We start from the raw sequence: 25,756 nt of genomic DNA on the forward strand, positions 1-25,756 counted from the left end.
AGTTAAGGCTCGGTCATTGTGCTTTGTTCAAACGACTCCAGTTGTTGCTGCAACGCCTGCTCCAGTTCGACCATGGCAGCATCGGTGGCCTGAACGCAACGCACGATAACGGGGACGGGAGATGTGGGCGTACAGGCTTGTTCGAGGGCGTCGCAACAGGCAATCAGGCGCGAGGCCTGGGCGATCCGCGCAGCCCCCTTGATCTTGTGCGCTACCACTGCCAATGCTTCACGGTCATTGTGCGGGGCCAGGGCCAACAGTTCCTGGCGGTCAAGGCGGCTGCTCTTGAGCAATTCGCTGAGCAGGCGCCGGGCCTGCAGCGGATTGCCGCCAGTCAACTGATGCAAGCCCTGAAGATTGAAAGGTGGCTCGGACGCTACGGGCTGCAACCCGTTGACCCATTGGCTCAGCGCGCTGAGGCTCAGGGGTTTGAACAGGCAGTCGTTCATCCCGGCCTGCTTGCAGCGCTGCACTTCTTCAGGCTGCGCGTTGGCAGTGAAGCCCAGCACGGTACAAGGTGCACGCCCTGTGCGTTGTTCCTGCTGGCGGATGGCGGCGGTCAGTTCGTAGCCGTTCATCACTGGCATGTTGCAGTCGGCAATGACCAGGTCGAATTCGCCGGTCTGCCACTGTGCAAACCCGCTTCGACCTTCTTCGGCAAGGCTGAAGCGGTGGCCCAGAAACTCCAGTTGCTGGCACATCAGCAGGCGATTGGCGGGGTGATCGTCGACCACCAGAATATTCAGCGGGGTAAACGATGCACGGATCGGCGGCTCGAATTTCGTCGTGGCGACTGTGCACGGTAGCGTCTGCAGCGGCAGCGACAGGCAGACCTGGGTGCCGATCCCCGGCTGGCTGCTCAATTGCAACTGGCCGCCCATCATTTCACAGAGGTTGCGGCTGATGACCAGCCCCAGACCGGCGCCACTGCGCGCCTGCTGCCGACCTCCGTCGGCCTGGGCGAAGGGCTCGAACAGGCGCTGCTGATCTTCGATGCTGATCCCGATTCCGGTGTCCTGAACCGTCAACTGGATAAGCGAGCAACCGTCGACCCGTCCGGGCAGTACGTCCAGAGTGATCCGGACATGCCCGCACTCGGTGAACTTGATGGCATTGCTGATCAGGTTGGAGAGGATTTGCTTGAAGCGTAACGGGTCCAGTTCTACATCGACTTCGAGTCCGGGAGGATTGAGGGTCAGGGGCAGGGCGAGGTTTTTCTGTCGGGCCAGGCCGTCGAAGATCCTGACCACCGACATTACCGTATCGACCAGATTGACCCGCTCCGGACTCAGGCTCAGGCGCCCTGACTCGATCCGGGCGATATCGAGGATGTCGCCGATCAGGCCCAGCAGGTCCTTGGCCGAAGAGTAAGCCGTTTCGATGGATGTGCGGTCCGGGTGTTGTCGGGTCATGCGTTTGAGGGTCAACTCGAGCATGCCGATGATGGCATTCATCGGCGTACGGATTTCGTGGCTCATGGTTGCCAGAAAGGTACTTTTGGCGCGGTTGGCGTTGTCCGCCTGCTCCTTGGCCGTGCGCAGTTCATCGAACAGCTGGCGGCGCTCGCTGATGTCGATCCAGCCGCCGATGATGCCTTGCACATCACCGCTGGAGTCGCGGTACGGCAGGATCCAGTGGTAGATCGTCAGCCGCCGGCCACCAATGTGCAGCGGTCGGTCCAGCACCAAGGGTGTGCCTTCGGCCACCACCCGTTGGTAATCGGCCTGATAGCTCTGCGCTTCGAAGGCATTGCTCAGGGTGCCCTGCATGACACTTTTGCCGATCACGTCTTCGCGTTTGGCGTTGAAGGCTTCGAGGTAGCTGTCGTTGCAACTTTGCAGCAGGCCACGACGGTCGCGCACGTAGATCGGGTGCGGTGTACCGTTAACCAGCGAGCGCATGAATTCGAACTGATCGTTCAAGGCGCGCTCGGCCGCCTGACGCTGCTTGATCTGGCGCCGCATGTAGGCGTTCCACAACAGTGACAGCACCAACAGCAGGCACGCCGCGCCAATCAGTTGGTAAAACAGACGCTGATAGTGATTCCAGTTGCCTTGCGCGGCGTTGGAAAAACCCCGCCAGCGACTGTTGATGACCCCCAGCTCTTCCGGCGTGATGCTCAACAGCGCCTTGTCGAGGATCGACCCCAATTCGATGTTGTCGCGGGCGGTGGCCAGTGAAAAGGCGGCCTGGTGGGTGCCCAGGGTGGTGGTGATCTGCAACGGGTGCTCGAAGAGCCGCGATGCAATCAGATAGTTGGCGATCACCAGCGAGGTGACGGCGCCATCGGCCTTGCCTTCGGCGAGCAAGGTCGCGGCACCAAAGGTGTCGGAGGTTTCCGTCAGGTGAATACTGGGGAACTCGCGGCGCAGGTAATCGGCCATTGGATTGCCCTGAGCGATTGCCAGGTACTTGTCCTTGAGCTGGGTCGGATGAGTTGGGCTGTCGGCGGATTTGCGAGTCAGCAGGACAAACGAGTTTTCCAGATAGGGGCGACTGAATTGCAGCGTCTTTTCGCGTTGGGGGGTGGGGAGCAACGCTGCGATCAGATCGGCCTGATGCTGATTGATCTGCTCGATCATGTCGCCGTCGCTGCGGCTGCGCACCAGTTCGAAACGCATGCCGGTGCGCAGGCGCAGTAGCTCCAGCAGGTCTGCGGTGATGCCGCGCAGATTGCCGTCGCTGTCGAAAAAAGTCATCGGGGCGAACGCTTCGTTCACCACCACACGCAGCACCGGATGTTGCTTTAGCCATTGCTCTTCATGATCGGTCAATTGCAGCTTCTGGTCGGTCAGCAGGATGTCGCTGCCAGCGCTCCAGCGTTTGGCAACGCTGTCCCGTTCACTGACCGGAACGGCCCGCAGCACGGTGTTGATGAGGGTGAGGAGTTGCGTGTTGTCTGCGCGCACGGCGAAGCTGAAACCGTGGGCTTCCTGTTTGCCGAAATTGGCCATGCGAATGTTGTTCAGATAGCCCTTGTTGATCATGTAGTGGGTGGAGATGGTATCGCCCAGAAACACGTCGGCCTGATCGAACGCCACCGCGTTGATTGCGTTTTGATAAGAGGGGTAGGAGGTCAGGATGGCTTTGGGGTACAGCGCCTTGACTTCATCCTGTGGCAAATAGTGGTAGACCATGCTCAGTCGCAGTCCGGCCAGGCCTTCGGTGAGTGTGCGGGTCTCGCCCTCACGGGTGACCAACACGGGTTGATCAATGGCGTAAGGGGTTGAAAGCAGGACGTCTGCGTTACTCGCCTCGAAACCGTTGGCCGTGCCGAGCATGTCGACCTGTCCGGCTAACAACGCGCGCAAGGCTATGTCCCGTGAGGCAAAACGCTTGACCCGGATCGGCAACTGGATGGCCTGACCGAGGAGGCCGGCGTAGTCGGCGGTGAAACCTTCGTAATCGCGCCCGCTGGCGGTCATGTCGAAGGGCGGATAATCCGGTGCGGAAGTGCCCAGTATCAGTTCGCTGCGAGTCTGCAACCATTGGCGTTGCGCCGGTTGCAGGGACACGGACAGCGTTTCGTGACTCGAACGGCTGCGCAGCACGTAATCTTGCGCCGTAATGAGCTCGGCATTCACCTGGGGCGTCAGGCACAGGCTCGCGCACAATCCAGCGAGATAGATCTTTAAACGACTGAGCATGCGCGCCCTCACACTAGCGCATTGCGCTTGGCCATCTCGATAAGTTCCACCAGAGACCTGGCTTTGAGTTTTTGCATCAAGCGTTTCTTGTAGGTACTGACTGTCTTGTTACTGAGAAACATGCCCTTGGCAATTTCCTTGTTGGTGCGCCCTTGAGCAAGTAACTGCAAGACCATAAGTTCACGGTCATTGACGGACTTGAAAAGTTCCAGTTCGGCATAACGCACATCGTCGCTGCGCACCGGATTCAACGCTTGGCTGGGGAAGTAGTTGTAACCGGAAAGAACTGCCTTGATCGCGCTGACCAGTTCGCTCAGATCTTCTTCCTTGCAGACATAACCGGACGCACCGGACTGCATGCAGCGAATACCGAACAATGTCGGGCATTGCGCCGTCAGTACCAAGGTCTTGAGCGGAGTGCCCATGGCGTTGAAGCGCGCGAGGACTTCCAGGCCGTCCAGTTTGGGGATGCTGATATCGAGGATGATCAGGTCGGGCATGCATTCGCGGACCATTTGCATGGCATCGACCCCGTTATCGGTTTCGCCGACGACTTTGTAACCTTCATGTTCGAGCAGCATTCGAACGGCAAGCCGGATGACGGGGTGATCATCGACAATAAAAACGGAGTTCATAATCAAATCCCATACGTGCGCGAATAAAGCGCGCACCTTAGCTCAGAAAAATGAGCGGCCGCATGAACTCGCATGGCATTAGCGGCAATATAGGATAAGTCCTACACACTAAAAGGAAATCTACTACGACAAAGCTCTGTGTCGCGTAAGGAAGTGTTGGGAATGTTTGTTTATCTGAATGCTTTAAGTTGCTTGCAGAGTGTGGCGCATGCAGCGTTTTTGTTTGAGTTTTTATTCGCTGATCAAAAGATAATCGAACGCTGCAGAACCAGTTTAATGAGCAAGTCGCTCGACCGGGCAGTCATACTGACCGGTCGAGACGAAGCGTCTCGTCAGTGGCTGGAGCGCCCGGTCATTTCCAGCGCCATGTCGCTGGCGTAGCTGTCAGTCATCCCGGCGATGAAGTCGATCATGCGCAGAAACGAACTGTGCAGCGGGCCGTGTGGATCCGGCGCATTGTTGCCCAGCAGATCGAGGATGCGCCGGCTCTTGAACGACGGGGTGCGGCCGCCGTGTTGCTCCAGCGCCGCGCCGCAGAACGCATTGAGGAGGATTTCCAGGGTGGTGTAGGCGCCGATTTCATGCAGCGTCTTGCGCTTGTCCTGGAAGATTTTCTTGCGGGCGATGTCCTTGGCGTTCAGCACGCAACGTTTGGCCGGGCCGTGCATGTGTTCGACGAGGTCACCGTGCAGGGTGCCGGCCAGCAGCGCGTCCTGTTGTTCGACGAACGCCCGGGCGGCGGCATTGGTCAAGTGCTCGATGGCCTTGCCGCGCAGGATTGCCAGTTTGCGTCGACGCGAATCCTGGGGGCCGAGCTGACGATAGGTTTCCGGCAGATCGTCACCCACCAGACCGAGCAGCAGCGATTCGACTTCTGCGTAGTCCAGCAGCTCCATTTCCAGGCCGTCTTCGAGGTCAATCAGCGCATAACAGATGTCATCGGCGGCCTCCATCAGGTACACCAATGGATGACGCGCCCAGCGCTGGTCTTCCAACTGCGGCAGGCCGAGCTTGTGGGCGATCTGTTCCAGCAGCGGCAGTTCACTCTGGTAGCAGCCGAACTTGTGTTTCTTGTAACCCAGCGAGTCGGCGTGACGCGCCGTCCACGGATATTTCAGATAGGTGCCGAGGGTGGCATAGGTGAGACGGGTGCCGCCGTCGAACTGATGGTACTCAAGCTGGGTCAGCACCCGGAAACCTTGTGCGTTACCTTCGAAATTGAGGAAGTCACCGCGCTCGGCTTCGCTCATTGCGTCGAGCCAGCCACGCCCGGCCGCCTGCTGGAACCAGTGGCGAATCGCGTCTTCACCGGAATGGCCGAAGGGTGGATTGCCGATGTCATGGGCCAGGCAGGCCGACTGCACGACCATGCCCAGATCGCTGGGCTCACACCAGTCGGGCAGGGCGCTGCGCAAGGTTTCACCGACGCGCATGCCCAGCGAACGACCCACGCAGCTGACTTCCAGCGAGTGGGTCAGGCGCGTGTGGATGTGATCGTTACTCGACACCGGATGCACCTGGGTCTTGCGTCCCAGACGCCGGAAGGCGCCGGAGAAAATGATGCGGTCATGGTCTTTGTGGAACGGGCTGCGCCCCAGCTCTTGCGGGCTGTGCAGCGGTTTTCCAAGGCGTTCGCGGTTGAGCAGGGTCTGCCAATCCAAGGCTGGTTCTCTCCGTCGGTGACTGGGATGACTGTTGCCCTAGCTTCCCGGTTCGGGCCTCCAGCTGCAAGCGGAACTAAAGTCCCGCAGCATCAATATCGATCAGCAGCAGGCGCTCGCCGTTATCGAAGAACTGGCCCGCGGTCAGGCAATACTGGTTGCTGGTGGCATCGCGGTAGGTGTTGGAAAGGGTCAAGCGACGCTCCTCCCAACCTTCGGCCAGCAAATGATAGAAGTACGGGCGCCATGACCAGTTGTGTCCCAGATAGCGGTCGTCGGCGACCCAGCCGCGCTGGCGCCATTCCAGGTTGGGTGTCAACTGCGTACCGTGGCGGTCGCATTGATAGAACCGCAGCAACCACGGAAAGGCGTCCAGCTGCGGCAGTGCACTGAGCGGAGCGCGGGCCTGCGCCCAGGCCTGGAGAATCGACATGAGTTCGCCGAGCTGCTGACGCATTTGCATCAGGCGTCCGCGTTCGGCCAGTTTCTGCCGCACGTAACGCTGGCGCAGTTCGGCGAAGCGTTGCACGAAGGCGTCAGTGGGATAGAAGGCTTCCTGCGCCCGGGCGAACAGGAAACCCTGGACGTAACGCGACCCGCATTCCAGTGCGAAATTGAGCTGTGCTTCGGTTTCCACGCCTTCGGCAATGATCCAGCAGCCGGTCTTCTCGGCCATTTGCGCGAGTGCCTTGACCACATCACTGCTCGGCCCGCCCAACGCTGCGGCCTGAAACAGCCGCATGTCGAGTTTGAGAATGTCCGGCTGCAACGCCAGCACCCGATCAAGCTGTGAATAACCGGCACCGAAATCATCGATGGCGATCCGCGCGCCGGCGTCGCGATAACGCGCAACCACTTCGGTCAGGCGCTGGCTGTTGCCGCCCAGTTCAGTGATTTCGAAGACGATGCGTTGCGGGTCGACGCCGTGGCGCAGTATCTGCTTGAAGCTGGGCAGCGGCTGATCCGTGCGCAGGCGACTGATCCAGCGCGGCGACATGTTCAGGCTGAGAAACCACTCGGCGGGGGCTTCATGCAGTCGACTCAGGGCGTTGTCGCGGATTTGCCGGTCGAGGCGCCGCAGGGCGATGGCGGGTGAGCGCGGATCGGCGAACAGTGGGCCGACCGAGGCCAGTTGGCCGTCAATCTGACGCAAGCGGCCCAGTGCTTCGACGCCTGCAATTCGTCCGGTGGCGGTATCGATGAAAGGCTGAAAGCAGGCGAGCGGTTGCCCGTCGATCACGGGGCCTCCTTAGTCGTTTTTGTTCTGGTTGAACCGCGCTGACCGGGTAGGCACGCGGGATTGAGCCTCCAGGTAAGAGGTTCATCCCGCGGGTATTGCAAGAATGCAGCCAGATGCGCGGCTCAGCGTTTGTCTGAGTTCTGCATCACCAGTTTGATCAGCGGCCCGAGGCTGGTCCCCAGACGAATCAGCCGGGTCAGGCCACCGACGCCACCGCTTTTCGCGCCTTTGCCCGTGATGAAACCCAGCAGGGTGACGGCGGCCACGCCCCATAGCGGCGCGTGCTTGATGCCAAAACCGTCTTGCAGGTTTTGCGTCATGCCGCGCATGCGCTGCAGCGGTTGCAGCACTTGCCCGGCTTCATGGCGGATTTCCTGACGATGCATTTCCATGCGCAGGCGGATCAGCGCCTTGCGCATTTCCCGGCGCGAGCTGTTGTGTGGCAGTTCAGGCAGGCTCATGGCAACAGGCGCTCCCGATCGTTGGCCAATTCTTCCAGGGTGCCGTGGAAGGGAGAGGATTCATCGAAAACCGCAGCCTTCAGACGCAGTCCACAGAAAGCGGCCGCCAATGTGTAGAACACGCACAGGCCGATGATGGCGGGGAGACGGTAGGTGTCCCAGAACAGGATCAGCACCAGCGTCGACAGGCCGACCAGCAACAGCAGTGCAAACACCAGTGCCAGACCTGCGAACAGCAACAGGCTGACGGTGCGTGATTTCTGCTCCTGCAGTTCAATGCCGAACAGTTCGACATGGCTGTGCAGCAATCCAAGAACAGCGGCGCCCAGACGCCGCGTGGAAGAAGTGGTGCCCGACCCCAGGCCGGATTCTCCGATCGACATGATCAGCGCCGAGTGGCCAGCAGGCCAATCAGAAAACCTACCCCGGCGGCGATGCCCACCGATTGCCAAGGGTTGGCCGACACGTAGTCTTCGGTCGCGGTGACGGCGGCCTGGCCGCGATCGCGCAGAGTGTCTTCGGTCAGCTTCAGGGTTTCCCGGGCGCGCAGCAGGCTGTCGTGGATCTGTTCGCGCAGCTCATCGGCCTGATCGCCTGCCAGAGTCGCGGTGTGCTCAAGCAACCGTTCGGTGTCGGCCACCAGAGTCTGGAAGTCGTTCATCAGGATTTCTTGAGCAGTCTTTGCCTTGATGCTGGCCATGGGTGGATCTCCGTAAGTGACGTCTGAAGCGTTCGAGTATGAGCCTTGCACGAAGGTTCAGTACAAATGACTGGTACAGCTTTTGCTATGTCGTGGTGCGTCTTGCAACCGCCGTGCGCTGTTGGCGGGCGTACTTGCAGGAAAACCTTAACTCAAATAATCCGGGTTTGTGTCAGGACATCGACCTTGTGCGCCAAAGCGGTTCATCGCAGCTCCAGTGCGGTGCCCGGCAAGGCGCAACTTGGTGCATGAATTGTCCGCGCGAACCGCTTTGGTGCCTTTTTCAGCCTTCAGGTCTGCCTCTTTATGGAAAATCTGCAAAGCGCTGTGGACACGCTGGTTCACAGTTCCAACACGTTGTTCATTCTGATCGGTGCGGTGATGGTGCTGGCGATGCACGCCGGTTTCGCCTTTCTTGAAGTCGGCACGGTTCGCCAGAAAAACCAGGTCAACGCGCTGTCGAAGATTCTCAGCGACTTCGCGGTCTCGACCCTGGCCTATTTCTTTATAGGCTATTGGATCTCCTACGGGGTGACCTTCATGCAACCGGCCGCGGTGCTCAGTGCCGATCACGGTTACGGTCTGGTGAAGTTTTTCTTTTTGCTGACCTTCGCGGCGGCGATTCCGGCGATCATTTCCGGCGGCATTGCCGAGCGCGCACGATTCGTTCCGCAACTGTGCGCGACGGCGCTGATCGTGGCGTTCATCTATCCGTTTTTCGAAGGTGTGGTCTGGAACGGCAACTACGGTCTGCAAGCCTGGCTCACGGGCCGGTTCGGCGCTGCGTTCCATGATTTCGCAGGCTCGGTGGTGGTCCATGCCATGGGCGGCTGGCTGGCGCTGGCGGCGGTGCTGTTGCTCGGTCCGCGCAACGGCCGCTATCGCGACGGGCGCCTGGTGGCGTTCGCACCGTCGAGCATTCCGTTTCTGGCGCTGGGTTCGTGGATTCTGATTGTTGGCTGGTTTGGCTTCAACGTGATGAGCGCGCAGACCTTGCAGGGTGTCAGCGGTCTGGTCGCTGTCAACTCGTTGATGGCGATGGTCGGCGGCACTGTGGCGGCATTGATCGTCGGGCGCAACGACCCGGGCTTTCTGCACAACGGCCCGCTGGCCGGGCTGGTGGCGATCTGCGCCGGCTCCGACCTGATGCATCCGGTGGGTGCCTTGGTGACTGGCGCGATTGCCGGTGCGCTGTTTGTCTGGTGCTTTACCGCGGCGCAAGTCAAATGGCGCATCGATGATGTGCTGGGGGTCTGGCCGTTGCACGGTTTGTGCGGGGTCTGGGGCGGGATCGCCTGCGGCATCTTCGGCCAGAGTGCGCTCGGTGGCCTGGGCGGTGTCAGTCTGATCAGTCAGTTGATCGGTACCGCCCTGGGGGTGGCGGTCGCGCTGATTGGCGGATTCGCCGTCTACGGTTTGATCAAGGCGTTGCACGGCCTGCGCCTGAGTCAGGAGCAGGAGTATTACGGCGCCGACCTGTCGCTGCACAAGATCGGCGCGGTGAGTCAGGATTAAGTTTCCTCATCGTCGGCGCCGGGGTAAAAACCGTGCAGCAGGCGATAACGGTCACTGCGCACCTGATCGACTCGCTCCTGGACCTGGCGCGCTGGCAATCCGAGCATGATCAGTGCGTGTGAGCCGAGCATCAGGCTCGATTCCAGCAGCTCCGGCACCACTTCGGTGGCGCCGGCAGCCTTGAGTTCCGCCCATTGGCTATCGTCGCGGGTACGCACCAGAATCGGCACCTGATCATTGTGGCGGCGGGCTTCCTTGAGAACGCGCAGGGCAACGTCGCCTTGATCCACCGCGATCACCACCAGCCGTGCGCGCAACAATCCGACGGCGATCAGCAGATCGGCGCGAGACGAGTCGCCGTAATGCACATTGCTTTCGCCGACGGCAGCTTCCTGGATCCGCACGGGGTCGTTGTCCAGGGCGATGTAAGGCTGATTCGCGTTGCGCATGAAACGGCCAATGGACTGGCCGACCCGCCCGTACCCGCAAATCACCACATGCTGGTCGAGGTCGGCATTGAGCGCACTGATTTCTTCGATTTGCGCCTCCTGATTCGGCTTGCGATGGAGGCGCAAGGCAATGTTCGGCGCCGCGCGCAGCAGCAGCGGGGTCAGCAGCATCGAGCAGAACGTTGCCGCGAGCAGCAGGCCGCCCAGCTCGTCAGGCAGCATCCTGTTTTGCTGCATCTGCGCCATCAGCGCAAAGCAGAACTCACCGCCCTGCGCCAGGGCCAGGCCGCTGCGCCAGGCGGTTTCGTGATCGCTGCCGCGCCACTTCACCAGCAGCGCCACGACAGTGCCCTTGATCAGCATCAGGCCGAGGGTAAGACCGATGATCAGCACGCTGTGGCTGACGAACAGTTGCAGGTCGATCAGCATGCCGATGCTGACGAAAAACACCCCGAGCAGAATGTCGCGAAACGGCCGGATGTCGGCTTCGATCTGGTGGCGGTAGTGGCTCTCGCCCAGCAACATGCCGGCCAGAAATGCACCGAGGGCAGGGGACAGGCCTAACAGGTGCGTCAGCCATGCGGTCAGCAGCACAATGACCAGCGCCAGCAACACGAACAGTTCCGCCGAGCGCGAGGCGGCCACCTCATGAAACAGTCGTGGCAGCAACCAGCGGCTGGCCAACAGCAAACCGACAAACAGCACCACGGTTTTTCCCAGAGTCAGCGGCAGCGCCCAGTACCAGGCTTGCGCGCTGCTCCCGGCGAACACCGGCACCAGCGTCAGCAGCAACACCGCAACCACATCCTGAAACAGCAAGACCCCGACCGCGTTCTGCCCGTGACTGCTGAACACCTCACCCAGGCTGCTCAACTCCTTGGTGACAATCGCCGTCGACGACAACGACAGTCCGGCGCCAAGTAGCAGTGCCGGGGTCACCGGCATGCCCAGCAGGATCAACACCAGGCCCAGCACCCCGGTGCTGAGCAACACCTGTTGGCTGCCCAGGCGAAACACCACCTGGCGCAGCGCGATCATCTTTGACAGGGAAAATTCGAGGCCCAGCGAAAACAACAGGAACACCACGCCCAACTCGGCCACGTCAGGCAGGTGTTCGCTTTCGTTGACCCAGTTGAATGCGGTCGGCCCGACCATCAAGCCCACACACAGATAGCCCAGCACTGGCGGCAACCGCAGGCGACGGAACAGGGCAATCATCACCAGGGATGAGGCAAGAATGATCAACAGGTTGGCAAACACAAAACACTCCGATGTCAGGCTCTGGCTTCTCAAGCGTAGAGGCAAAAAGCGCGGGAGCATCGCCTGATTGGCTTTTGTGCGGGCTGATTTGCGTCAGGGTTTTGCGTACTGGGTGTCGTGTCGGGACCTTTGGGCAGTGGCTCGACGGGTTTTCGAGGCAAGCCTAGAATGAACGCTCATTTTTCCGGTTGAGCGATCATGCCCCCTGAATGTCAGCTGTTCGGCACCCTGGGATGCCACTTGTGTGAGTTGGCAGAGGCCGAGTTGATGCCTTTTGTCGAGCACGGTCTGTTGGTGGAACTGGTGGATATTGCCGACGATGAACCCTGGTACGAGGCTTACAGCCTGCGGATTCCGGTGCTGCGCCGGATTGATAATGGTGCAGAACTGGGCTGGCCGTTCAATGCCGATCAGGTAGTGGCCTTCCTGCGCTGAACTGTTTCCTGCTGGCGTGCCACTGTCCTCCGCCGGTCGCGAGCGTGCATCCGTCCCTTGGCACTTTGCGGTTTATTCAGTTACTGTATGTGCATACAGTAATTGGATTGGCCTGCTGCTTTGCATGACTTGAGCAGGTGAATCCGGCAGTCAGAGGGACGAACCGTGGTCAATGTCGAACAGTTGAAGAACAGCGTGAACCGGATGTCGGTTGACGTGGTGCGCGAGGCAGTCCTCGAGTTGCGCCTGGACGGGCTGGTCACGGAGGGCAAGACGCCGTTCAACAAATTGCATTTCAACACCTGCTTTGCCGAAATCGAGGCGCTGTTCCAGCGTGCCGGTTATCACAAGCAACTGGATGTGGTCGGCTATCAGGGGCTGTTGTACGCCTTGTACGACCCGGGGCGCTGGGAGGCGGTCGATGTCCTGCGCTGGCTCAAGGAATTCACCGAAGCCGCAGCGCTCAAGTCGATCCCGGCCTGAGGCGGGCGGCGGAATCTGCGCTAGGTTCGCATCGCTCAGTGTTGGATAATGCCGACCTGCATCGAGGGTTCGAATTTCCGTATGTCCACACCAACATTTTCCGCTGCCCAGAATCAGGCCAGCACCCTTTACCTGCCGCCAGGCGCCTGGCTCACCGTGCTTGATTGCCTGTGCGAACATTTCAGTGCGATCAGTCGCGAGCAATGGCTGGACCGGATTGCGCGGGGGCGGGTGCTGGATGGTCAGGGCCAGCCGATTGCGCTGGACCTGCCGTACAAGGAAGGCCTGCGGATTCACTACTTCCGTGAAGTGCCGGATGAGAAGCCGATTCCGGTGCTGGAATCGATCCTCTATGCCGACGACCATCTGGTGGTAGCGGACAAACCGCATTTTCTGCCGGTGACACCCGCCGGCGAATATGTCGAGCAAACCTTGCTGCGCCGACTGATCCGGCGCCTGGACAATCCGCATCTGGTGCCGTTGCACCGCATCGACCGGCACACGGCGGGGTTGGTGATCTTCTCGGCCAATCCGCAGACCCGTTCGGCATATCAGTCGCTGTTTCCAACCCGGCAGATCGATAAGCGCTATGAGGCCATTGCCCCCGCGCTGCCGGATCTGGAATTTCCCCTCGTACACAAAAGTCGTCTGATCGATGGCGAACCGTTCTTCCGCATGCAGGAAGGCCCCGGTGTTGCCAACACGGAAACGGCGGTCGAGGTGCGGGAGAAAAACGGTGAACTCTGGCGCTACGGACTGTATCCGGTGACCGGCAAGAAACATCAGTTGCGGGTGCACATGACCGCGCTGGGGGCGAGTATCTGCAATGATCCGTTTTACCCGGATGTGTTGAAAGACGCTGAGGATGACTACGCCAATCCGCTGAAACTGCTCGCGCAGGGGTTGCGGTTTATCGACCCGGTGACGGGCGAAGAGCGCTCGTTCGAGAGCCGGATCACCCTGCTGTGGTGAGACAACCGACTTTTCCAGCGCCCATGAAAAAGCCCGCATTAATGCGGGCTTTTCTGTATCCGGCGTCGACGTAAAGCTTACAGCTCTTTAACGGTACGAACCTGATCCTTGTTGATGCGGGTCTGTTTGCCATCCAGTTGCTTGAACTCGTAGAAACCCGAATCTTCGTCATATTTCGGGGTGTCGACGGCCTGGATTTCGCGACCGTCATTCAAGGTGATCACTGTTGGCGAGGAGCAACCAGCGAGAGTTGCCAGGCCCAGTGCGAGCATGAAAGTGGCGAGGGTCCGTTGAGTCATGGGTGTGTCTCCGAATGGGAATACTTTTGGTTACTGAGCTTGAGACGTATACAAGGCGTGAGAGTTCCTTGAATGCTGTCAGTCTGACACAGTGTTATGCGCATTTAACAGTTCGGGGGTGTTCAGGTTGGCCAGTCGCGGGTCATTGTCCGGGCATTGCAGGGCAGTGACGCCAAGGTCGCGCATGACCCGGCCGGGGCTGCGTTCACCAGCGTTCCAGGCCGCCTCGAACGCGGCCAACAGGGCTACTGGAATCACGCACAGCAGCGGTTCCCAGTGCCCGTCGTGACGCAACATTAAAGGTTTGTCAGGAAACTGGCCGGCGGTTATTCGCATGTCGTGCAGCAGCGCGGCGTCGATGCGCGGTACATCGCAGGGCAAGACCAGCAGGTGTGACCGGCGCGCGGCCTTGAGCCCGGCGAGTATGCCGGCCAATGGGCCGGGAAAGTCGCCTTCTGCATCGCTCACCAGCTGATCGGCGTACGCGGCGTAGCGCTCGTGATTGCGATTGCAGGAGATGATCAAGTCGTCGGTCAGTGGCCGCACTTTGCGCTGCAGATGGGCAATCAGCGGTTCACCCTGCCATTCGATCAGGCCTTTGTCCTGGCCGCCCATGCGCTGGCCGCGTCCACCCGCCAGGAGCAGAATGGAGCAGGGGGGCAATGGCGCATTCGAGGTCATGGCAGCTCTCCAGCAGGGCGGCGAAAAATTCAGGCGCTGTGATATAACACCGGGCTGTTTCTCCTACAACTGGACGAGCCTAATGAAAGCCAAGGCCGATGTACCTTTTGCACCGCTGAACATTGCGGTGCTGACTGTCAGCGATACCCGAACCCTGGAAACCGACACCTCAGGCCAGGTCTTTGTCGACCGCCTGAGCGCTGCCGGCCACCGCCTGGCCGAACGGGTCTTGCTCAAAGATGACCTGTACAAGATTCGCGCGCAAGTTGCCCACTGGATTGCCGAGGACGTGGTGCAGGTCGTGCTGATTACCGGCGGTACCGGCTTCACCGGGCGTGACAGCACACCGGAAGCCGTGGCCTGTCTGCTCGACAAGCAGGTCGATGGCTTTGGCGAATTGTTCCGCCAGATATCAGTGGCCGATATCGGCACCTCGACCGTGCAGTCGCGGGCATTGGCGGGGCTGGCCAATGGCACGCTGGTATGCTGTCTGCCAGGCTCGACTAACGCCGTGCGCACTGGTTGGGACGGCATTCTGGCTGAACAACTGGACTCGCGGCACCGCCCCTGCAACTTCGTACCTCACCTGAAACAGGCGGCGCCTTGTGAATCCCGTGGGTAAGCCGGGCAAGACCGGCAGTCTGATGCCTGTCGAAGAAGCGCTGGCTCGCCTGCTGGCAATGGCCGAGGCCTCGCTGATTGTCGAGCGAGAGTTCCTGCCATTGGCTGACGTCGAGGGGCGGGTGCTGGCCGAGGACTTGATCTCGACCCTGGACCTGCCGCCCTGGCCAAACAGTGCCATGGATGGTTACGCCCTGAATCTTGCAGACTGGACCGGAGAGCCTTTGCCGGTCAGCCAAAAGGTGTTCGCCGGGCAGGCGCCCGAGCCCTTGAAGCCCGGTACCTGTGCGCGGATCTTCACCGGCGCACCCGTGCCTGCCGGGGCAGATTGCGTGGAGATGCAGGAAAACGCCGAGGTTCAGGCCGACGGCCGGGTGCGTTTTACCGAAACTATCACCGTCGGCCAGAACATTCGCCCGCAAGGCCAGGAAACCACCATCGGTGAGTTGATCCTGCCGGCAGGTACCCGGCTGGGACCGATCGAACAAGGTTTGTCGGCATCGCTGGGTTGCGCCGGGCTGAGTGTGGTACGCAAGGTGCGGGTGGCGGTGCTGTCTACCGGCGATGAACTGGTCGAACCCGGCCAGGCGTTGGGCCCGGGCCAGATCTACAACAGCAATCGAGTGGTGCTGTGCAGTTGGCTGCAGCGTCTGGGTTGTGAGGTGATCGATGCCGGCATTCTTCCGGACGATCTGGATGCCACCCGTGCACGTCTGGGCGAGTTGCAGAATGTCGACCTGATTCTCTCGACGGGAGGGGTATCGGTTGGCGAAGCGGATTTTCTGGGCATCGCCTTGAGAGAGGAGGGCGAATTGGCGCTATGGAAACTGGCAATCAAACCTGGAAAACCGCTGACGTTCGGCCATTTTCGCAATGTGCCGGTCATTGGTTTGCCCGGTAACCCTGCTTCGACGCTGGTGACCTTTGCCCTGCTCACACGGCCCTACTTGTTGCGGCGTCAGGGTGTGAAGGACGTCGAACCGCTGAAGTTCACGGTACCGGCAGGCTTTGTCTGGCCTGTGGCGGGCAATCGGCGTGAATACTTGCGCGGTCGACTCGAACAAGGCCGTGCAATCATCTACCGCAATCAAAGTTCAGGGGTACTGCGCAGTGCTGCCTGGGCGGATGGACTGGTAGAAGTGCTTGAGGGACGCACACTGGTGGAAGACGATCAAGTTGTCTTCATTCCTCTGAGTGATCTGCTCGGCTGATCCTCCGCCTTGCAAGTGCAGGCTCGACCGATACAGCGTCGATGCCTGCATTCCCAATCAATGGCTCATCAGTGTGACCAGTTGATCGAACCTGCTATTGGCGACCCACCCAAGCAGCCCCAGCACCACCGCTGTTGCCCCCGCCGAATAGGCGAGGCGGTGCTTGATGGTTTTGACATCGCCGCGGACTTCATCCATATCCCGGCGAATGTATTTGAGGTGGGTTTCCAGTTCGGTCACGCGCGGTTCCATATCAACTTCTCCAGTGGCTCTGGCGCTCTTTTTGAAATCGGATGTGTGACTGGCGCGACTTTCGGTGAGAGAGGGCAGCGGACTAGTTGAAATTCTGGCTTCATGGCTTTGCATGGAAATGTCCGTCGGCTGTTTCAATTGTAAGCTCGCTAAGCTTTCCATGATTCAAACTGTTACCCGTTCGGAGGGTGTATCCACTCATGACCTGCACATCCTTGTGTTGTTAAATCGAAGATTGATATCACCTGCACACGGTGAATCAATGAACGCGACGGGTCAATTGAGCCGATTCCTCACATGTTGTAAGAAAAAATACCGCTGTGTAGGACGCAACAGGTCAGTCGCTTGAATTAAAAGTGATTCCTGCGGCTTTTTTACGTGCGCCAGTGGTCAAGATGTCTCAGACCGAGTCAAACGTGGGGAGTAATGGTTATGAGTGAACGCAGGGCGCTGTTGATTCTGCATGGCAAGCAGGCACTCAATGAGGCGGTTCGCACCGCCGTCGAAGGCAAACGCAAACAGGGCTGGGAGCTTGCGGTGCGACTGACCTGGGAAGCCGGTGACGCTCAGCGTCTGGTGCAAGAGGCATTGGCGGCCGGGTACAAACAGATTATCGCTGGCGGCGGGGACGGTACGTTACGCGATATCGCCGAAGCGCTCGCCGCACATCCGCATCAGGCCAGTCTGGTGCTGCTGCCGCTGGGGACGGCCAACGATTTTTCCCGCGCAGCGGGGATCCCGCTGGAGCCGGCCGAGGCGCTGGAGCTGCTGGATGTGCCACCGCGCGAGATTGATCTGGGTGAAGTCGGTGGACAGATTTTCCTCAACATGGCGACGGGTGGTTTCGGCAGCCAGGTCACCGCCAATACGTCTGAGGATCTGAAAAAAGTACTCGGCGGGGCGGCCTATCTGTTCACTGGTCTGTCGCGGTTCAGTGAGTTGCACGCGGCCTACGGCGAATTGCATGGACCGGATTTTCACTGGAGTGGCGAGTTGCTGGCGCTGGGTATCGGCAATGGCCGCCAGGCGGGCGGCGGACACGAATTGTGTCCGCAGGCATTGGCCGATGATGGCCTGTTGGATATCAGCATCCTGCCGGCACCACAGGAGTTGTTCGGCACGCTGAAGAACCTGCTCAGCGATGGCTTCGGCCTCGACAATATGTTTGTCCGGGCGCGCTTGCCCTGGGTCGAAATCAAGGTCGCCGAAGGGTTGAGCATCAATCTTGACGGCGAACCGCTGGAAGGTGAAAGCCTGCGCTTCGAGGTGCGCCCCGCAGCCTTGCGGGTGCACTTGCCCGAGCATTCGCCGCTGTTGGGCGGCGCGCGGTCGGTCAGTCGTCGAGACTGATGATCTGTTCACGTACCGCGAACAGCACCAGACCCGCCACATCGTAGATCTGCAGGCGCTTCATGATCTGTGAGCGGTGGGTTTCGACGGTCTTGATGCTCAAGCCCAGGCCGTTGGCGATTTCCCGGGTGGACTTGCCGCGCACGATCAACCGCAGGATTTCCAGCTGACGAGCCGTCAGGTTGTGCGAATCGGCCACTTCCGGCTGATTTTTCTGCGTGCGGGTCAGCGCCTGGTTGATCACGGTATGGGCGATGGCCGGGCTCAGGTAGCGTTCGTTGTTGCGCAGCGCTTCAAGGGCATGTTCAAGTTCGGTGGCCGTGGTGTCCTTGAGCAAATAGCCGTGTGCGCCGGACTCCAGTGCCTGCATGATCAGCGCCGGATCGGTGTGCATCGACAGGATCAGCACCTTGCTTTGCGGACGCACCCGCTTGAGTCGTTGCAGGGCTTCCAGTCCACCGGTTTCTTTCATCGAGATATCCAGCAACACGATGTCGGGCGTCAGTTGCTCGACCATTTCGAGCAGCTGCGAGCCATCGCTGGCTTCGCCAATGACCGCGTAACCGGGAATATCGAGCACCAGAGCGCGCACGCCGGCCCTGATCAGCGAGTGGTCATCCACCAGAAGTAAGTTACAAGTCAACGCATAACCTTATTCGTACTGGCCCGCTCGAGTGCACGGGGCGCCCAGGGGAATAGTGCTTCGATTTGAGTGCCTTTGCCCGGCTCGCTGATGACGTTCAGTGTGCCGCCCAGTTGTTCGATTCTTTCGGCCATCCCGGCCATGCCACGTTGTCCCTCGCGGGCCGGGTCGGCGGCAGGCGCAAATCCCAGGCCATCGTCACTGATAAACAACGTCAGACCTTGCGGCAGGCGTTGTACGCGGATCAGCAGGTTTTTCGCCTGCGCATGACGCAGGATATTAGTGACCGCTTCCTGAGTAATACGAAAGGCGGCGACCGCCATTTCTTCCGGAATGCCATTGAGGCGTTGCTGGCAATCGAGGCTCCAGTGCACCGGGGTGTTCGCCAGAGCCTTGAGCAAGTGCGCGCGCAGGCTGGCTTCGAGCCCGAGGCTAGTCAGTTGGCGCGGGTTGAGAATGGCTGAAACATCGCGCACCTTGTTGAGGGTTTCTTCAAGCGTGTCGCAAAGTGTCGAGCAATGTTCTTGCAAGTCCTGCGGCAGGCGTCTCTTCAGCCATTCGCTTTGCAGCTTGGCAGCCGTCAGCAGCTGACCGATATCGTCATGCAGTTCGCGGCTGAGTCGGTGCCGTTCGTTTTCCTGCACTTCGAGCAGGCGGTCTGCGAGTTCCTGAGGCTGGAACTTGATCGATTTGCGCGACAGCCGGTATTGCACCCAGACGCAAGCGTTGGCCGCGACATTCAGCAGTAGCAATCCCAGTGACAGTGGCGCCGACAAACCGTAGGTCAGCAGGCTGCCGACAGTCGCGACGACACTCAATATGAGCGTGAACCGGCGGGCATTTTCCCGGGAAGGTGGCCATGTAGTGATTGACTTGAGGCTGGCGTACATAACGGATGGAGCCAATGGATGTTCGCTGCGGGCAGACCGGCCGGTGGCTGGCGGATCTCTGTCTGAAAATGCTGTCAATTATGTTATTGAATTTAACGAGGTTCAGTGAGCGATATTTGACCGCCAAGTTTGGTGGATGCCTGTCACTGAATCACTGTGCCATTAATTGAAAGCAACTAATGGCCGGCATAATACCACTTAAGATACCGTTGGTCGCGTTTGCCATATATGTCCAACGAGTCAGGAAAGACCCCATGTTGGACGCGAGTTCCATAATGGAAAAAAGTCGCTTTATTGTGCTCGCTAGATATCCACGTCACTCGAAGTTGTTCGTTACACGGACACAGGAAAACCCTGAGGCCGCGGGAAAATATCCGCTGCTGACGGGTGTGATTATTTAATTCGGCTTGTCGCTGGCAGGTATGAACTATTCAATTGCGACATTCAGCGACTCGGATATACAGCCTCGATTTGCGTATTAACAGCGGCCAATCAGGCCTGACGCTCCGAGTAGGGCGTGAACGATAGTGATCGGGTCGAGAGCGATGGCTGAAACTGGCTTTGGCCTACCTGGAATGCAAAGGCTTCGATCAGGGAAGTCTGTTCGCTGTCATCAAGGCTCAACTGGCCGGTGTTCTGGTCAACCAGTTCGATTTGCCAAGCCATCAGGGTGAAGCAGTCTTTGAGCGCATCCAGTGCCTGTGCGTGCAGATCGATATGATCCGGCGCGTGGGTGAGCAGGCTGTGAATGTGCAGGGAAAACTCGGAAACCGCTTCCAGCGCCAATGCTTCAGCCCGGCCTGCGAGTTTTAGCAGGGTGCTGAGCATGCAGTCAATGGCGTCCTTGTCGTTGCTGATCAGTTGCAGGTGGCTCAGGCATTCTTCGGATTTGGCCAGGAGTGTTTCTGCCTCGACGAGAAATTCGGGAAAGCGTTGTGCCCAGTCTTTACGGTCGATTGGCATGCTTATCTCCACAGCGTCATGTCTGATGAGGGAATGCCGTGTGTGTCGACGATCGTGAATCGTCGCGAGACCGCGCCCCGGCGTGCAAGTGCACAAGCTGAGGGTTTCGAGAGGATGCGTTTCCACCGAACTGCGATCGCACACAATAGCCTGACTCCGTTCATGCAATGAGAATGGCGTCACATTAATGGCTATTGGATATTGCGAACATCAGGTTGGGCCTGATTGTTACTAGGGGATTCCCTTACACGCGGGAACCTGTGGCGCAAACCGTGGTCGCGCCAGAAGAGAATGTAGCAGATGAAATCACCGAGCCAGTAAAGCATGATGTTAATGTGACATCAATGCCTGTGTATGGCATTTTGTTGGTGATTTGTGCGGGGATCAAGATTCACCATGAACAGCCGATAACCCCTCTTAGTGAATTCATCAGAACAAGCCCAGGAGTCATTGATGGCCGGCATTCTCGACACGGTAGACCAACGCACGCAACTGGTGGGTGAGAATCGCCTGGAAATTCTCATGTTTCGACTGGCCGGACGCCAACTGTTCGCGATCAACGTGTTCAAGGTTCAGGAAGTTCTGCAACTGCCGAAGCTGACCCTGATGCCTCAGCGCCACCCGTTTGTCTGCGGCGTGGTCAACCTGCGTGGCCAGACGCTGCCGGTGATCGACCTGTCCCAGGCGATCGGCATGCGTCCGCTGGTACCGGGTCCCAACAGCACGATTATCGTCACCGAGTACAACCGTTCAGTGCAGGCCTTCCTCGTCGGTGGCGTGGATCGCATCGTCAACATGAACTGGGAAGCCATTCTGCCGCCGCCGACCAGCGCCGGGCGCCAGCATTACCTGACTGCGATCAGCAAGGTCGACGAGCAATTGGTGGAAATCATCGACGTCGAGAAAGTCCTCGCCGAAATCGTCCCGTACAACGCCAAGGTCTCGCGCGACAAGCTGGATGATCCGGTGCTGGAGCGTGCCCGTGGCCGCGAAGTGTTGCTGGTGGACGACTCCAATGTCGCGCTCTCGCAACTGCGTGACACCCTCGGCCAGCTCGGGGTGAAAATGCACATCGCCAGCGATGGTCTGAAAGCGCTGAACATGCTCAAGGCCTGGGCCGATACCGGCGTGAACATGACCGACAAACTGTTGATGGTGTTCACCGACGCGGAAATGCCGGAAATGGACGGTTACCGCCTGACCACCGAGATCCGCAACGACCCGCGTCTGCGTGGCCTGTACGTGGTGTTGCACACCTCGTTGTCCGGCAGCTTCAACGACTCGATGGTCAAGAAGGTCGGCTGCGACAACTTCCTCTCCAAGTTCCAGCCGGACAAGCTGGTCGATGTGGTGCGCCAGCGTCTGATGCTCGATGAAGTGCCGGCCTGATCACAACGTCTTGCAGGAGTGAGCCTGCAGTGTTTGTTCTTTGATTCGCGAATAAAGCTCGTATAGGGTGGCGTTTTGATCCTCCAGGGAGCTGGCCATGCTGCGTCTGAGCGCGCTTTATCGTTACCCGTTGAAATCCGGCAAACCCGAGATTCTGCAATCGATTGGTCTGGATAAACTGGGCCTTGAAGGCGACCGCCGCTGGATGCTGGTGGACGAGGCCAGCGGGCGCTTTCTGACCCAGCGGGCCGAGGCGAAAATGAGCCAGCTGTCGGCGCTGTGGAATGCTCAGGGCGGCCTGACCCTCAGCGCGCCAGGGCACGCGGCGCTGGATGTGCCGTTGCCCGAGCAGGATACTGACACCGGCCTGCGCGGCGTGACCATTTGGCGCGACACCTTGCGCGTACCGGATGCCGGTGACGCAGCGGCTCGTTGGGTCAGCGATTTCATTGGCAAACCCACCCGCCTGGTGCAGGTGCCACTGAACCGCGCTCGCATGACTCAGGACGGCTATGGCCGCGACGACGATCAGGTTGCGTTCGCCGATGGCTTCCCGTTGTTGCTGATCGGCGAGGCGTCCCTCCAGGATCTTTCGCAAAGGGTCGGGCGTTCGCTGGAGATGCTGCGCTTTCGGCCCAATCTGGTGATCGAAGGCAGCGCGCCGTTCGCCGAGGATGGCTGGAAGCGGATCCGCATCGGTGATGTCGAGTTTCGGGTGGTGAAGCCGTGCTCACGGTGCATTCTGACCACCATCGACCCGCAGACTGGCGAGCGCAGTGCTGATCGCGAACCGCTGGCTACCTTGCAGAAATACCGTGCCCAGGCCGATGGCGCAATGTTTGGCCAGAACCTGGTCAACGACAGCAATGGTCACTTGGAAGTCGGGATGCCGGTGGAAGTCCTCGAGTAACCGTTCCTGAAATGAAAATGCCCGTGTCCTTCGACACGGGCATTTTTTTGCACCGGGAAAACCTGCAGCGTCAGCCGCGGTATTCGCACAGGTAAGCAGTGTCGACGGCGACTTTCAGCTGGAACTTGCTGTTGGCCGGTACGTTGAACTGGCTGCCGGCGGCGAAGGTTTCCCAGTCGCTGCTGTCCGGCAGTTTGACGGTCAGTGCGCCGGAGACCACGTGCATGATTTCCCGTTGGCTGGTGCCGAATTCGTACTCGCCCGGGGCCATGACGCCGATGGTCGCCGGACCTTCAGCGGTGCCAAAAGCGATCGACTTGACGGTGCCGTCGAAGTACTCGTTGACTTTGAACATGGGCGATTCCTCTCGAAAAGGGCAAAAAAGGGTTAAAAAAGGCTGGCCAGTATGCACAAGGCTCCTGGCGCCGTCACCTGCCCGGGGCGTGTCCGGCAAGTTCCCGCCCTGACTCTAGAGTGGCAATACCAACGGCAACAATCGCGCGGTATTGCGCGCATCCTCCAGGGCTCGATGCTGCTGACCGCTGAACTGCATGCCAGCCAGTTGCAGCGCCCCGTTCAGCCCCAACGGCCGCTCCAGGCGCCGGGCCTTGGCAAAGCGCTGTTTGAGGTTCATGTGCGGCACCCGGCTCAACACGCTGTCGAGTTGCAGGCGCTGCCATTCCTGAAGCAATTGCTTGCGGTCGTAGTCACCCCAACTGGCCCAGCCTTCGAGGCGCGTCTGGTGTTGGCCGAGCCAGCGTTCGAAGGCCGGCCAGACCTCGGTCAACGGCTGCGCGGCGTCGATATTGGCCTGGGTGATGTGCGTGAGCTCACGGCAGAATGCCGTCAGCAACGGCCGCCGTGTCGGTTTGACGAAACGCTGAAAGTGATCCTGCTCACGACCGGCACGATCGACCAGCGTGGCGCCGATTTCGATGATTTCCATTTCCGTAACCGGCCAGCCACCTTCATCCGTGGTGGCTTCCAGATCAATGACCAGCCAATGGGGCATCGCAGGTTTCCTGATTTACGCGTCCTGATAGATCAGAGCGTAGTCAAACCTCGCGTTTGCGCTTGGTGACTCACTCGACCTGCAACAGAACCTGACGATTTTTTACCTGATCGCCGACCTTGACCTGCACCCGCTTGAGCACGCCGTCGATTCCGGCCTTGAGCGGGTGCTCCATTTTCATTGCCTCCAGCACCACCAGCAGTTGACCCTTGCTGACCGGGCTGCCTTCGCTGACCAGCACGTCGACGATAGCACCGTCCATCGGTGCCTTCAGCGTGCCGGAGATGACGCTGCTCTGACTGCTGATCAGTGCATGAGTTCGATCCTCCAGCCGCAGGTTGCCGGGGCGGGTGAACAGCCAGAGTTGTCCGCCCTCCAGCCGATAGGCGTGACGCTGGCGCAGGCCGTCGATTTCCAGGGTCAGCGAGCGCTCGTTGCAATCGATAATGTTCAGCGCCAGCGAGCGCTCCATCACGTTCACGATGAAGTGGCCATCGCTGTCCGCCAGCAGTTGCAGCGTCCAGTCCTGTTCTTCAAGGCCAAGGCGGTAATTGAGCGGCGCCCCAGCATTGTTGCGCCAACCCTTGAGCGGCGCACGATGGGCCTGCGCGCCAGACTGATAAAACAGCACGGCGGCGATGGCCAGTTCCTCGGCACCGGGCACGTAGGCGTGCAGGCAAGCGTGGTCGGTGAAGTGTTGGGCGATGAACGCGGTACTGAATTCGCCGCTGATGAACTGCGGATGTTGCAGCAGGCTGGCCAGCAAGCGCTGATTGCTTTGTACACCGAGCAGCACGCTGTCTTGCACCGCGCGCAGAAGCTTGCGCCGCGCCTCCTCGCGGGTGGCGCCGTGGGCGATCAGCTTGCCGAGCATCGGGTCGTAGAACGGGCTGATCGACTGACCTTCGAGCAGGCCATGATCGATCCGTGCGCCCGACGTCAAGACCGGTTCCCAGGCCTGAATGCGCCCGGTCTGCGGCAGGAAATCCTGCGTCGGGTCTTCGGCATACAGGCGTACTTCCATGGCGTGGCCGCTGAGCGTGACCTGATCCTGGGTCAATGGCAGCGGCTGCCCCTCGGCGACTGCGAGTTGCCAGGCGACCAGGTCCAGCCCGGTGATCAGTTCGGTGACGGGATGCTCGACCTGCAGACGGGTGTTCATTTCCAGAAAGTAGAATTGCCCACGGGCGTCGAGCAGAAATTCGACGGTGCCGGCACCCACATAATTCACTGCACGGCCAGCCTTGAGCGCCGCTTCGCCCATGGCCTGACGCAACGCCTGAGTCATGACCGGGCAGGGTGCCTCCTCGATGACTTTCTGGTGGCGCCGCTGCACCGAGCAATCGCGTTCGCCCAGATAGACCAGATTGCCGTGGCTATCGCCGAACAATTGCACCTCGACGTGTCGCGGTTCGATCAGCGCCTGTTCGAGGATCAGTTCGTCACTGCCGAAGCCGTTCAATGCCTCGGAGCGCGCCGTACGCAATTGCGCCGGCAACTCATCGCGGCTGTGCACCAGACGCATGCCGCGTCCGCCGCCCCCGGCGCTGGCTTTGATCATCAGCGGATAGCCAATGCGTTCGGCTTCACGCAGCAAGGTCGCGTCGTCCTGCGCGGCGCCTTGATAGCCAGCGATGCACGGTACACCGGCGTCGAGCATGGCGATTTTCGACAGGCGCTTGCTGCCCATCAGCTCGATGGCGTCGGCACTGGGGCCGATAAAAATCAGGCCGGCTTCTTCGCAGGCGCGGGCGAATCCGGCATTTTCCGAGAGGAAACCGTAACCGGGATGAATTGCGTCGGCACCGCTGCGGCGCGCGGCGTCGAGGATCGCCGGGATGTTCAGGTAGGACTGTTGCACCGGTGCCGGGCCGATGTTCACCGCTTGATCAGCCATCTGCACATGCAAAGCCTGGGCGTCGGCGTCGCTGAACACCGCGACGGTGCGATAGCCCAGGGCATGGGCGGTGCGCTGGATGCGGCAGGCGATTTCACCGCGGTTGGCGATCAGGATTTTGTGGAGGGTGGGCATGGCTGTTTCCTCGGAATTTGCGGTGCATGTGCTGGCCTCTTTGCC

General features: G+C 59.8%; 26 protein-coding genes. 9 read left to right on the forward strand and 17 right to left on the reverse strand.

Features of this window, described 5'->3' with window-relative positions:
* Positions 1 to 2: 2 nt before the first annotated feature.
* The 7 genes from U862_RS0126475 to U862_RS0126505 all read right to left on the reverse strand — a co-directional run bounded on the left by U862_RS0126475 (position 3) and on the right by U862_RS0126505 (position 8,344).
* Positions 3 to 3,647 carry a transporter substrate-binding domain-containing protein gene (locus tag U862_RS0126475; protein WP_025113160.1) on the reverse strand — a complete coding sequence of 1,215 codons (3,645 nt, stop codon included), beginning with the start codon at positions 3,645 to 3,647 and terminating at the stop codon, positions 3 to 5.
* Between the two features lie 8 nt (positions 3,648 to 3,655).
* Positions 3,656 to 4,282 (reverse strand): response regulator transcription factor, encoded by a 627-nt coding sequence (locus tag U862_RS0126480; RefSeq protein ID WP_025113161.1) that lies wholly within the window; start codon positions 4,280 to 4,282, stop codon positions 3,656 to 3,658.
* A 332-nt stretch (positions 4,283 to 4,614) separates the two neighbouring features.
* Complete coding sequence (locus U862_RS0126485; protein WP_025113162.1) at positions 4,615 to 5,943, reverse strand: deoxyguanosinetriphosphate triphosphohydrolase; 1,329 nt, start codon at positions 5,941 to 5,943, stop codon at positions 4,615 to 4,617.
* A gap of 76 nt (positions 5,944 to 6,019) precedes the next feature.
* Positions 6,020 to 7,183 carry an EAL domain-containing protein gene (locus U862_RS0126490; RefSeq protein ID WP_025113163.1) on the reverse strand — a complete coding sequence of 388 codons (1,164 nt, stop codon included), beginning with the start codon at positions 7,181 to 7,183 and terminating at the stop codon, positions 6,020 to 6,022.
* A gap of 122 nt (positions 7,184 to 7,305) precedes the next feature.
* Positions 7,306 to 7,644, reverse strand: a complete 339-nt coding sequence (locus tag U862_RS0126495; RefSeq protein ID WP_025113164.1) for a hypothetical protein — start codon at positions 7,642 to 7,644, stop codon at positions 7,306 to 7,308.
* A complete protein-coding gene (locus tag U862_RS0126500) occupies positions 7,641 to 8,027 on the reverse strand; it encodes a phage holin family protein (protein ID WP_025113165.1) in 387 nt (128 codons plus the stop codon). The genes U862_RS0126495 and U862_RS0126500 overlap by 4 nt, the downstream gene beginning before the upstream one ends.
* A gap of 2 nt (positions 8,028 to 8,029) precedes the next feature.
* Entirely contained in the window at positions 8,030 to 8,344 is a 315-nt protein-coding gene (locus U862_RS0126505) for a YqjD family protein (RefSeq protein WP_025113166.1), read from the reverse strand.
* A gap of 306 nt (positions 8,345 to 8,650) precedes the next feature.
* Here U862_RS0126505 and U862_RS0126510 point away from each other — a divergent pair, with 306 nt between their 5' ends.
* Positions 8,651 to 9,859 carry an ammonium transporter gene (locus U862_RS0126510; RefSeq protein ID WP_025113167.1) on the forward strand — a complete coding sequence of 403 codons (1,209 nt, stop codon included), beginning with the start codon at positions 8,651 to 8,653 and terminating at the stop codon, positions 9,857 to 9,859.
* On the opposite strand, the gene U862_RS0126515 is transcribed toward U862_RS0126510, so the two are convergent.
* The gene (locus tag U862_RS0126515) at positions 9,856 to 11,568 is read right to left on the reverse strand and encodes a monovalent cation:proton antiporter-2 (CPA2) family protein (protein WP_025113168.1); all 1,713 of its coding nucleotides are present in this window, start codon (positions 11,566 to 11,568) and stop codon (positions 9,856 to 9,858) included. The two genes, U862_RS0126510 and U862_RS0126515, sit on opposite strands and share 4 nt — an antisense overlap.
* 198 nt (positions 11,569 to 11,766) lie before the next feature.
* Between U862_RS0126515 and U862_RS0126520 the strand changes: the two genes are divergently transcribed.
* The 3 genes from U862_RS0126520 (at position 11,767) to U862_RS0126530 (ending at position 13,458) form a co-directional block, all read left to right on the forward strand.
* Positions 11,767 to 12,003, forward strand: coding sequence for a glutaredoxin family protein (locus U862_RS0126520; protein WP_025113169.1), 237 nt, complete (start codon positions 11,767 to 11,769; stop codon positions 12,001 to 12,003).
* A 165-nt stretch (positions 12,004 to 12,168) separates the two neighbouring features.
* Entirely contained in the window at positions 12,169 to 12,486 is a 318-nt protein-coding gene (locus tag U862_RS0126525; protein WP_003226726.1) for a transcriptional regulator, read from the forward strand.
* A gap of 81 nt (positions 12,487 to 12,567) precedes the next feature.
* Entirely contained in the window at positions 12,568 to 13,458 is an 891-nt protein-coding gene (locus tag U862_RS0126530; protein WP_025113170.1) for a pseudouridine synthase, read from the forward strand.
* A gap of 77 nt (positions 13,459 to 13,535) precedes the next feature.
* Here the strand turns inward: U862_RS0126530 and U862_RS0126535 are convergent, their stop codons facing one another.
* Together U862_RS0126535 and mobA are read right to left on the reverse strand one after the other, a co-directional pair.
* Positions 13,536 to 13,757 (reverse strand): YgdI/YgdR family lipoprotein, encoded by a 222-nt coding sequence (locus U862_RS0126535; RefSeq protein ID WP_025113171.1) that lies wholly within the window; start codon positions 13,755 to 13,757, stop codon positions 13,536 to 13,538.
* 78 nt (positions 13,758 to 13,835) lie between these two features.
* The gene (gene mobA, locus U862_RS0126540) at positions 13,836 to 14,438 is read right to left on the reverse strand and encodes a molybdenum cofactor guanylyltransferase MobA (RefSeq protein WP_025113172.1); all 603 of its coding nucleotides are present in this window, start codon (positions 14,436 to 14,438) and stop codon (positions 13,836 to 13,838) included.
* An 82-nt stretch (positions 14,439 to 14,520) separates the two neighbouring features.
* Between mobA and moaB the strand changes: the two genes are divergently transcribed.
* Both moaB and glp read left to right on the forward strand, forming a co-directional pair.
* Positions 14,521 to 15,060, forward strand: coding sequence for a molybdenum cofactor biosynthesis protein B (gene moaB, locus U862_RS0126545; RefSeq protein WP_025113173.1), 540 nt, complete (start codon positions 14,521 to 14,523; stop codon positions 15,058 to 15,060).
* Entirely contained in the window at positions 15,044 to 16,270 is a 1,227-nt protein-coding gene (gene glp, locus U862_RS0126550; protein WP_025113174.1) for a gephyrin-like molybdotransferase Glp, read from the forward strand. The genes moaB and glp overlap by 17 nt, the downstream gene beginning before the upstream one ends.
* A 57-nt stretch (positions 16,271 to 16,327) precedes the next feature.
* Here glp and U862_RS30955 read toward each other — a convergent pair whose 3' ends face one another.
* Positions 16,328 to 16,636, reverse strand: coding sequence for a hypothetical protein (locus U862_RS30955; protein WP_177327370.1), 309 nt, complete (start codon positions 16,634 to 16,636; stop codon positions 16,328 to 16,330).
* A gap of 318 nt (positions 16,637 to 16,954) precedes the next feature.
* Between U862_RS30955 and yegS the strand changes: the two genes are divergently transcribed.
* The gene (gene yegS, locus U862_RS0126560) at positions 16,955 to 17,872 is read left to right on the forward strand and encodes a lipid kinase YegS (RefSeq protein ID WP_025113175.1); all 918 of its coding nucleotides are present in this window, start codon (positions 16,955 to 16,957) and stop codon (positions 17,870 to 17,872) included.
* Here yegS and U862_RS0126565 read toward each other — a convergent pair.
* From U862_RS0126565 to U862_RS0126580, 3 genes are all read right to left on the reverse strand, one after another.
* Entirely contained in the window at positions 17,856 to 18,515 is a 660-nt protein-coding gene (locus U862_RS0126565) for a response regulator transcription factor (protein WP_025113176.1), read from the reverse strand. The genes yegS and U862_RS0126565 overlap by 17 nt on opposite strands.
* The gene (locus tag U862_RS0126570) at positions 18,512 to 19,405 is read right to left on the reverse strand and encodes a sensor histidine kinase (protein ID WP_025113177.1); all 894 of its coding nucleotides are present in this window, start codon (positions 19,403 to 19,405) and stop codon (positions 18,512 to 18,514) included. Before U862_RS0126570 ends, U862_RS0126565 begins: the two co-directional genes overlap by 4 nt.
* A 492-nt stretch (positions 19,406 to 19,897) precedes the next feature.
* Positions 19,898 to 20,368, reverse strand: coding sequence for a hypothetical protein (locus U862_RS0126580; RefSeq protein WP_025113179.1), 471 nt, complete (start codon positions 20,366 to 20,368; stop codon positions 19,898 to 19,900).
* Between the two features lie 453 nt (positions 20,369 to 20,821).
* Here U862_RS0126580 and U862_RS0126585 point away from each other — a divergent pair, with 453 nt between their 5' ends.
* Both U862_RS0126585 and U862_RS0126590 read left to right on the forward strand, forming a co-directional pair.
* Positions 20,822 to 21,757 carry a chemotaxis protein CheV gene (locus U862_RS0126585; protein WP_025113180.1) on the forward strand — a complete coding sequence of 312 codons (936 nt, stop codon included), beginning with the start codon at positions 20,822 to 20,824 and terminating at the stop codon, positions 21,755 to 21,757.
* 97 nt (positions 21,758 to 21,854) lie between these two features.
* Complete coding sequence (locus U862_RS0126590; protein ID WP_025113181.1) at positions 21,855 to 22,667, forward strand: MOSC domain-containing protein; 813 nt, start codon at positions 21,855 to 21,857, stop codon at positions 22,665 to 22,667.
* Positions 22,668 to 22,737: 70 nt separating this feature from the next.
* On the opposite strand, the gene U862_RS0126595 is transcribed toward U862_RS0126590, so the two are convergent.
* From U862_RS0126595 to U862_RS0126605, 3 genes are all read right to left on the reverse strand, one after another.
* A complete protein-coding gene (locus U862_RS0126595; protein WP_007940055.1) occupies positions 22,738 to 23,022 on the reverse strand; it encodes a pyrimidine/purine nucleoside phosphorylase in 285 nt (94 codons plus the stop codon).
* 114 nt (positions 23,023 to 23,136) lie between these two features.
* Positions 23,137 to 23,679, reverse strand: coding sequence for an exonuclease domain-containing protein (locus tag U862_RS0126600; RefSeq protein WP_025113182.1), 543 nt, complete (start codon positions 23,677 to 23,679; stop codon positions 23,137 to 23,139).
* Positions 23,680 to 23,749: 70 nt separating this feature from the next.
* On the reverse strand, positions 23,750 to 25,711 hold the full coding sequence (locus U862_RS0126605) for an acetyl/propionyl/methylcrotonyl-CoA carboxylase subunit alpha (RefSeq protein ID WP_025113183.1): 1,962 nt from the start codon (positions 25,709 to 25,711) through the stop codon (positions 23,750 to 23,752).
* Positions 25,712 to 25,756 lie beyond the last annotated feature (45 nt).

Source organism: Pseudomonas sp. H1h (assembly GCF_000633255.1).
In the GTDB taxonomy this organism is placed as follows: domain Bacteria; phylum Pseudomonadota; class Gammaproteobacteria; order Pseudomonadales; family Pseudomonadaceae; genus Aquipseudomonas.

Coding starts and splice junctions, on each gene's coding strand:
- U862_RS0126475 (WP_025113160.1), bottom strand. CDS start 3,647: ATGCTCAGTCGTTTAAAGATCTATCTCGCTGGATTGTGCGCGAGCCTG.
- U862_RS0126480 (WP_025113161.1), bottom strand. CDS start 4,282: ATGAACTCCGTTTTTATTGTCGATGATCACCCCGTCATCCGGCTTGCC.
- U862_RS0126495 (WP_025113164.1), bottom strand. CDS start 7,644: ATGAGCCTGCCTGAACTGCCACACAACAGCTCGCGCCGGGAAATGCGC.
- U862_RS0126500 (WP_025113165.1), bottom strand. CDS start 8,027: ATGTCGATCGGAGAATCCGGCCTGGGGTCGGGCACCACTTCTTCCACG.
- U862_RS0126505 (WP_025113166.1), bottom strand. CDS start 8,344: ATGGCCAGCATCAAGGCAAAGACTGCTCAAGAAATCCTGATGAACGAC.
- U862_RS0126510 (WP_025113167.1), top strand. CDS start 8,651: ATGGAAAATCTGCAAAGCGCTGTGGACACGCTGGTTCACAGTTCCAAC.
- U862_RS0126520 (WP_025113169.1), top strand. CDS start 11,767: ATGCCCCCTGAATGTCAGCTGTTCGGCACCCTGGGATGCCACTTGTGT.
- U862_RS0126530 (WP_025113170.1), top strand. CDS start 12,568: ATGTCCACACCAACATTTTCCGCTGCCCAGAATCAGGCCAGCACCCTT.
- U862_RS0126535 (WP_025113171.1), bottom strand. CDS start 13,757: ATGACTCAACGGACCCTCGCCACTTTCATGCTCGCACTGGGCCTGGCA.
- mobA (WP_025113172.1), bottom strand. CDS start 14,438: ATGACCTCGAATGCGCCATTGCCCCCCTGCTCCATTCTGCTCCTGGCG.
- moaB (WP_025113173.1), top strand. CDS start 14,521: ATGAAAGCCAAGGCCGATGTACCTTTTGCACCGCTGAACATTGCGGTG.
- U862_RS30955 (WP_177327370.1), bottom strand. CDS start 16,636: ATGCAAAGCCATGAAGCCAGAATTTCAACTAGTCCGCTGCCCTCTCTC.
- yegS (WP_025113175.1), top strand. CDS start 16,955: ATGAGTGAACGCAGGGCGCTGTTGATTCTGCATGGCAAGCAGGCACTC.
- U862_RS0126570 (WP_025113177.1), bottom strand. CDS start 19,405: ATGTACGCCAGCCTCAAGTCAATCACTACATGGCCACCTTCCCGGGAA.
- U862_RS0126580 (WP_025113179.1), bottom strand. CDS start 20,368: ATGCCAATCGACCGTAAAGACTGGGCACAACGCTTTCCCGAATTTCTC.
- U862_RS0126585 (WP_025113180.1), top strand. CDS start 20,822: ATGGCCGGCATTCTCGACACGGTAGACCAACGCACGCAACTGGTGGGT.
- U862_RS0126590 (WP_025113181.1), top strand. CDS start 21,855: ATGCTGCGTCTGAGCGCGCTTTATCGTTACCCGTTGAAATCCGGCAAA.
- U862_RS0126595 (WP_007940055.1), bottom strand. CDS start 23,022: ATGTTCAAAGTCAACGAGTACTTCGACGGCACCGTCAAGTCGATCGCT.
- U862_RS0126600 (WP_025113182.1), bottom strand. CDS start 23,679: ATGCCCCATTGGCTGGTCATTGATCTGGAAGCCACCACGGATGAAGGT.
- U862_RS0126605 (WP_025113183.1), bottom strand. CDS start 25,711: ATGCCCACCCTCCACAAAATCCTGATCGCCAACCGCGGTGAAATCGCC.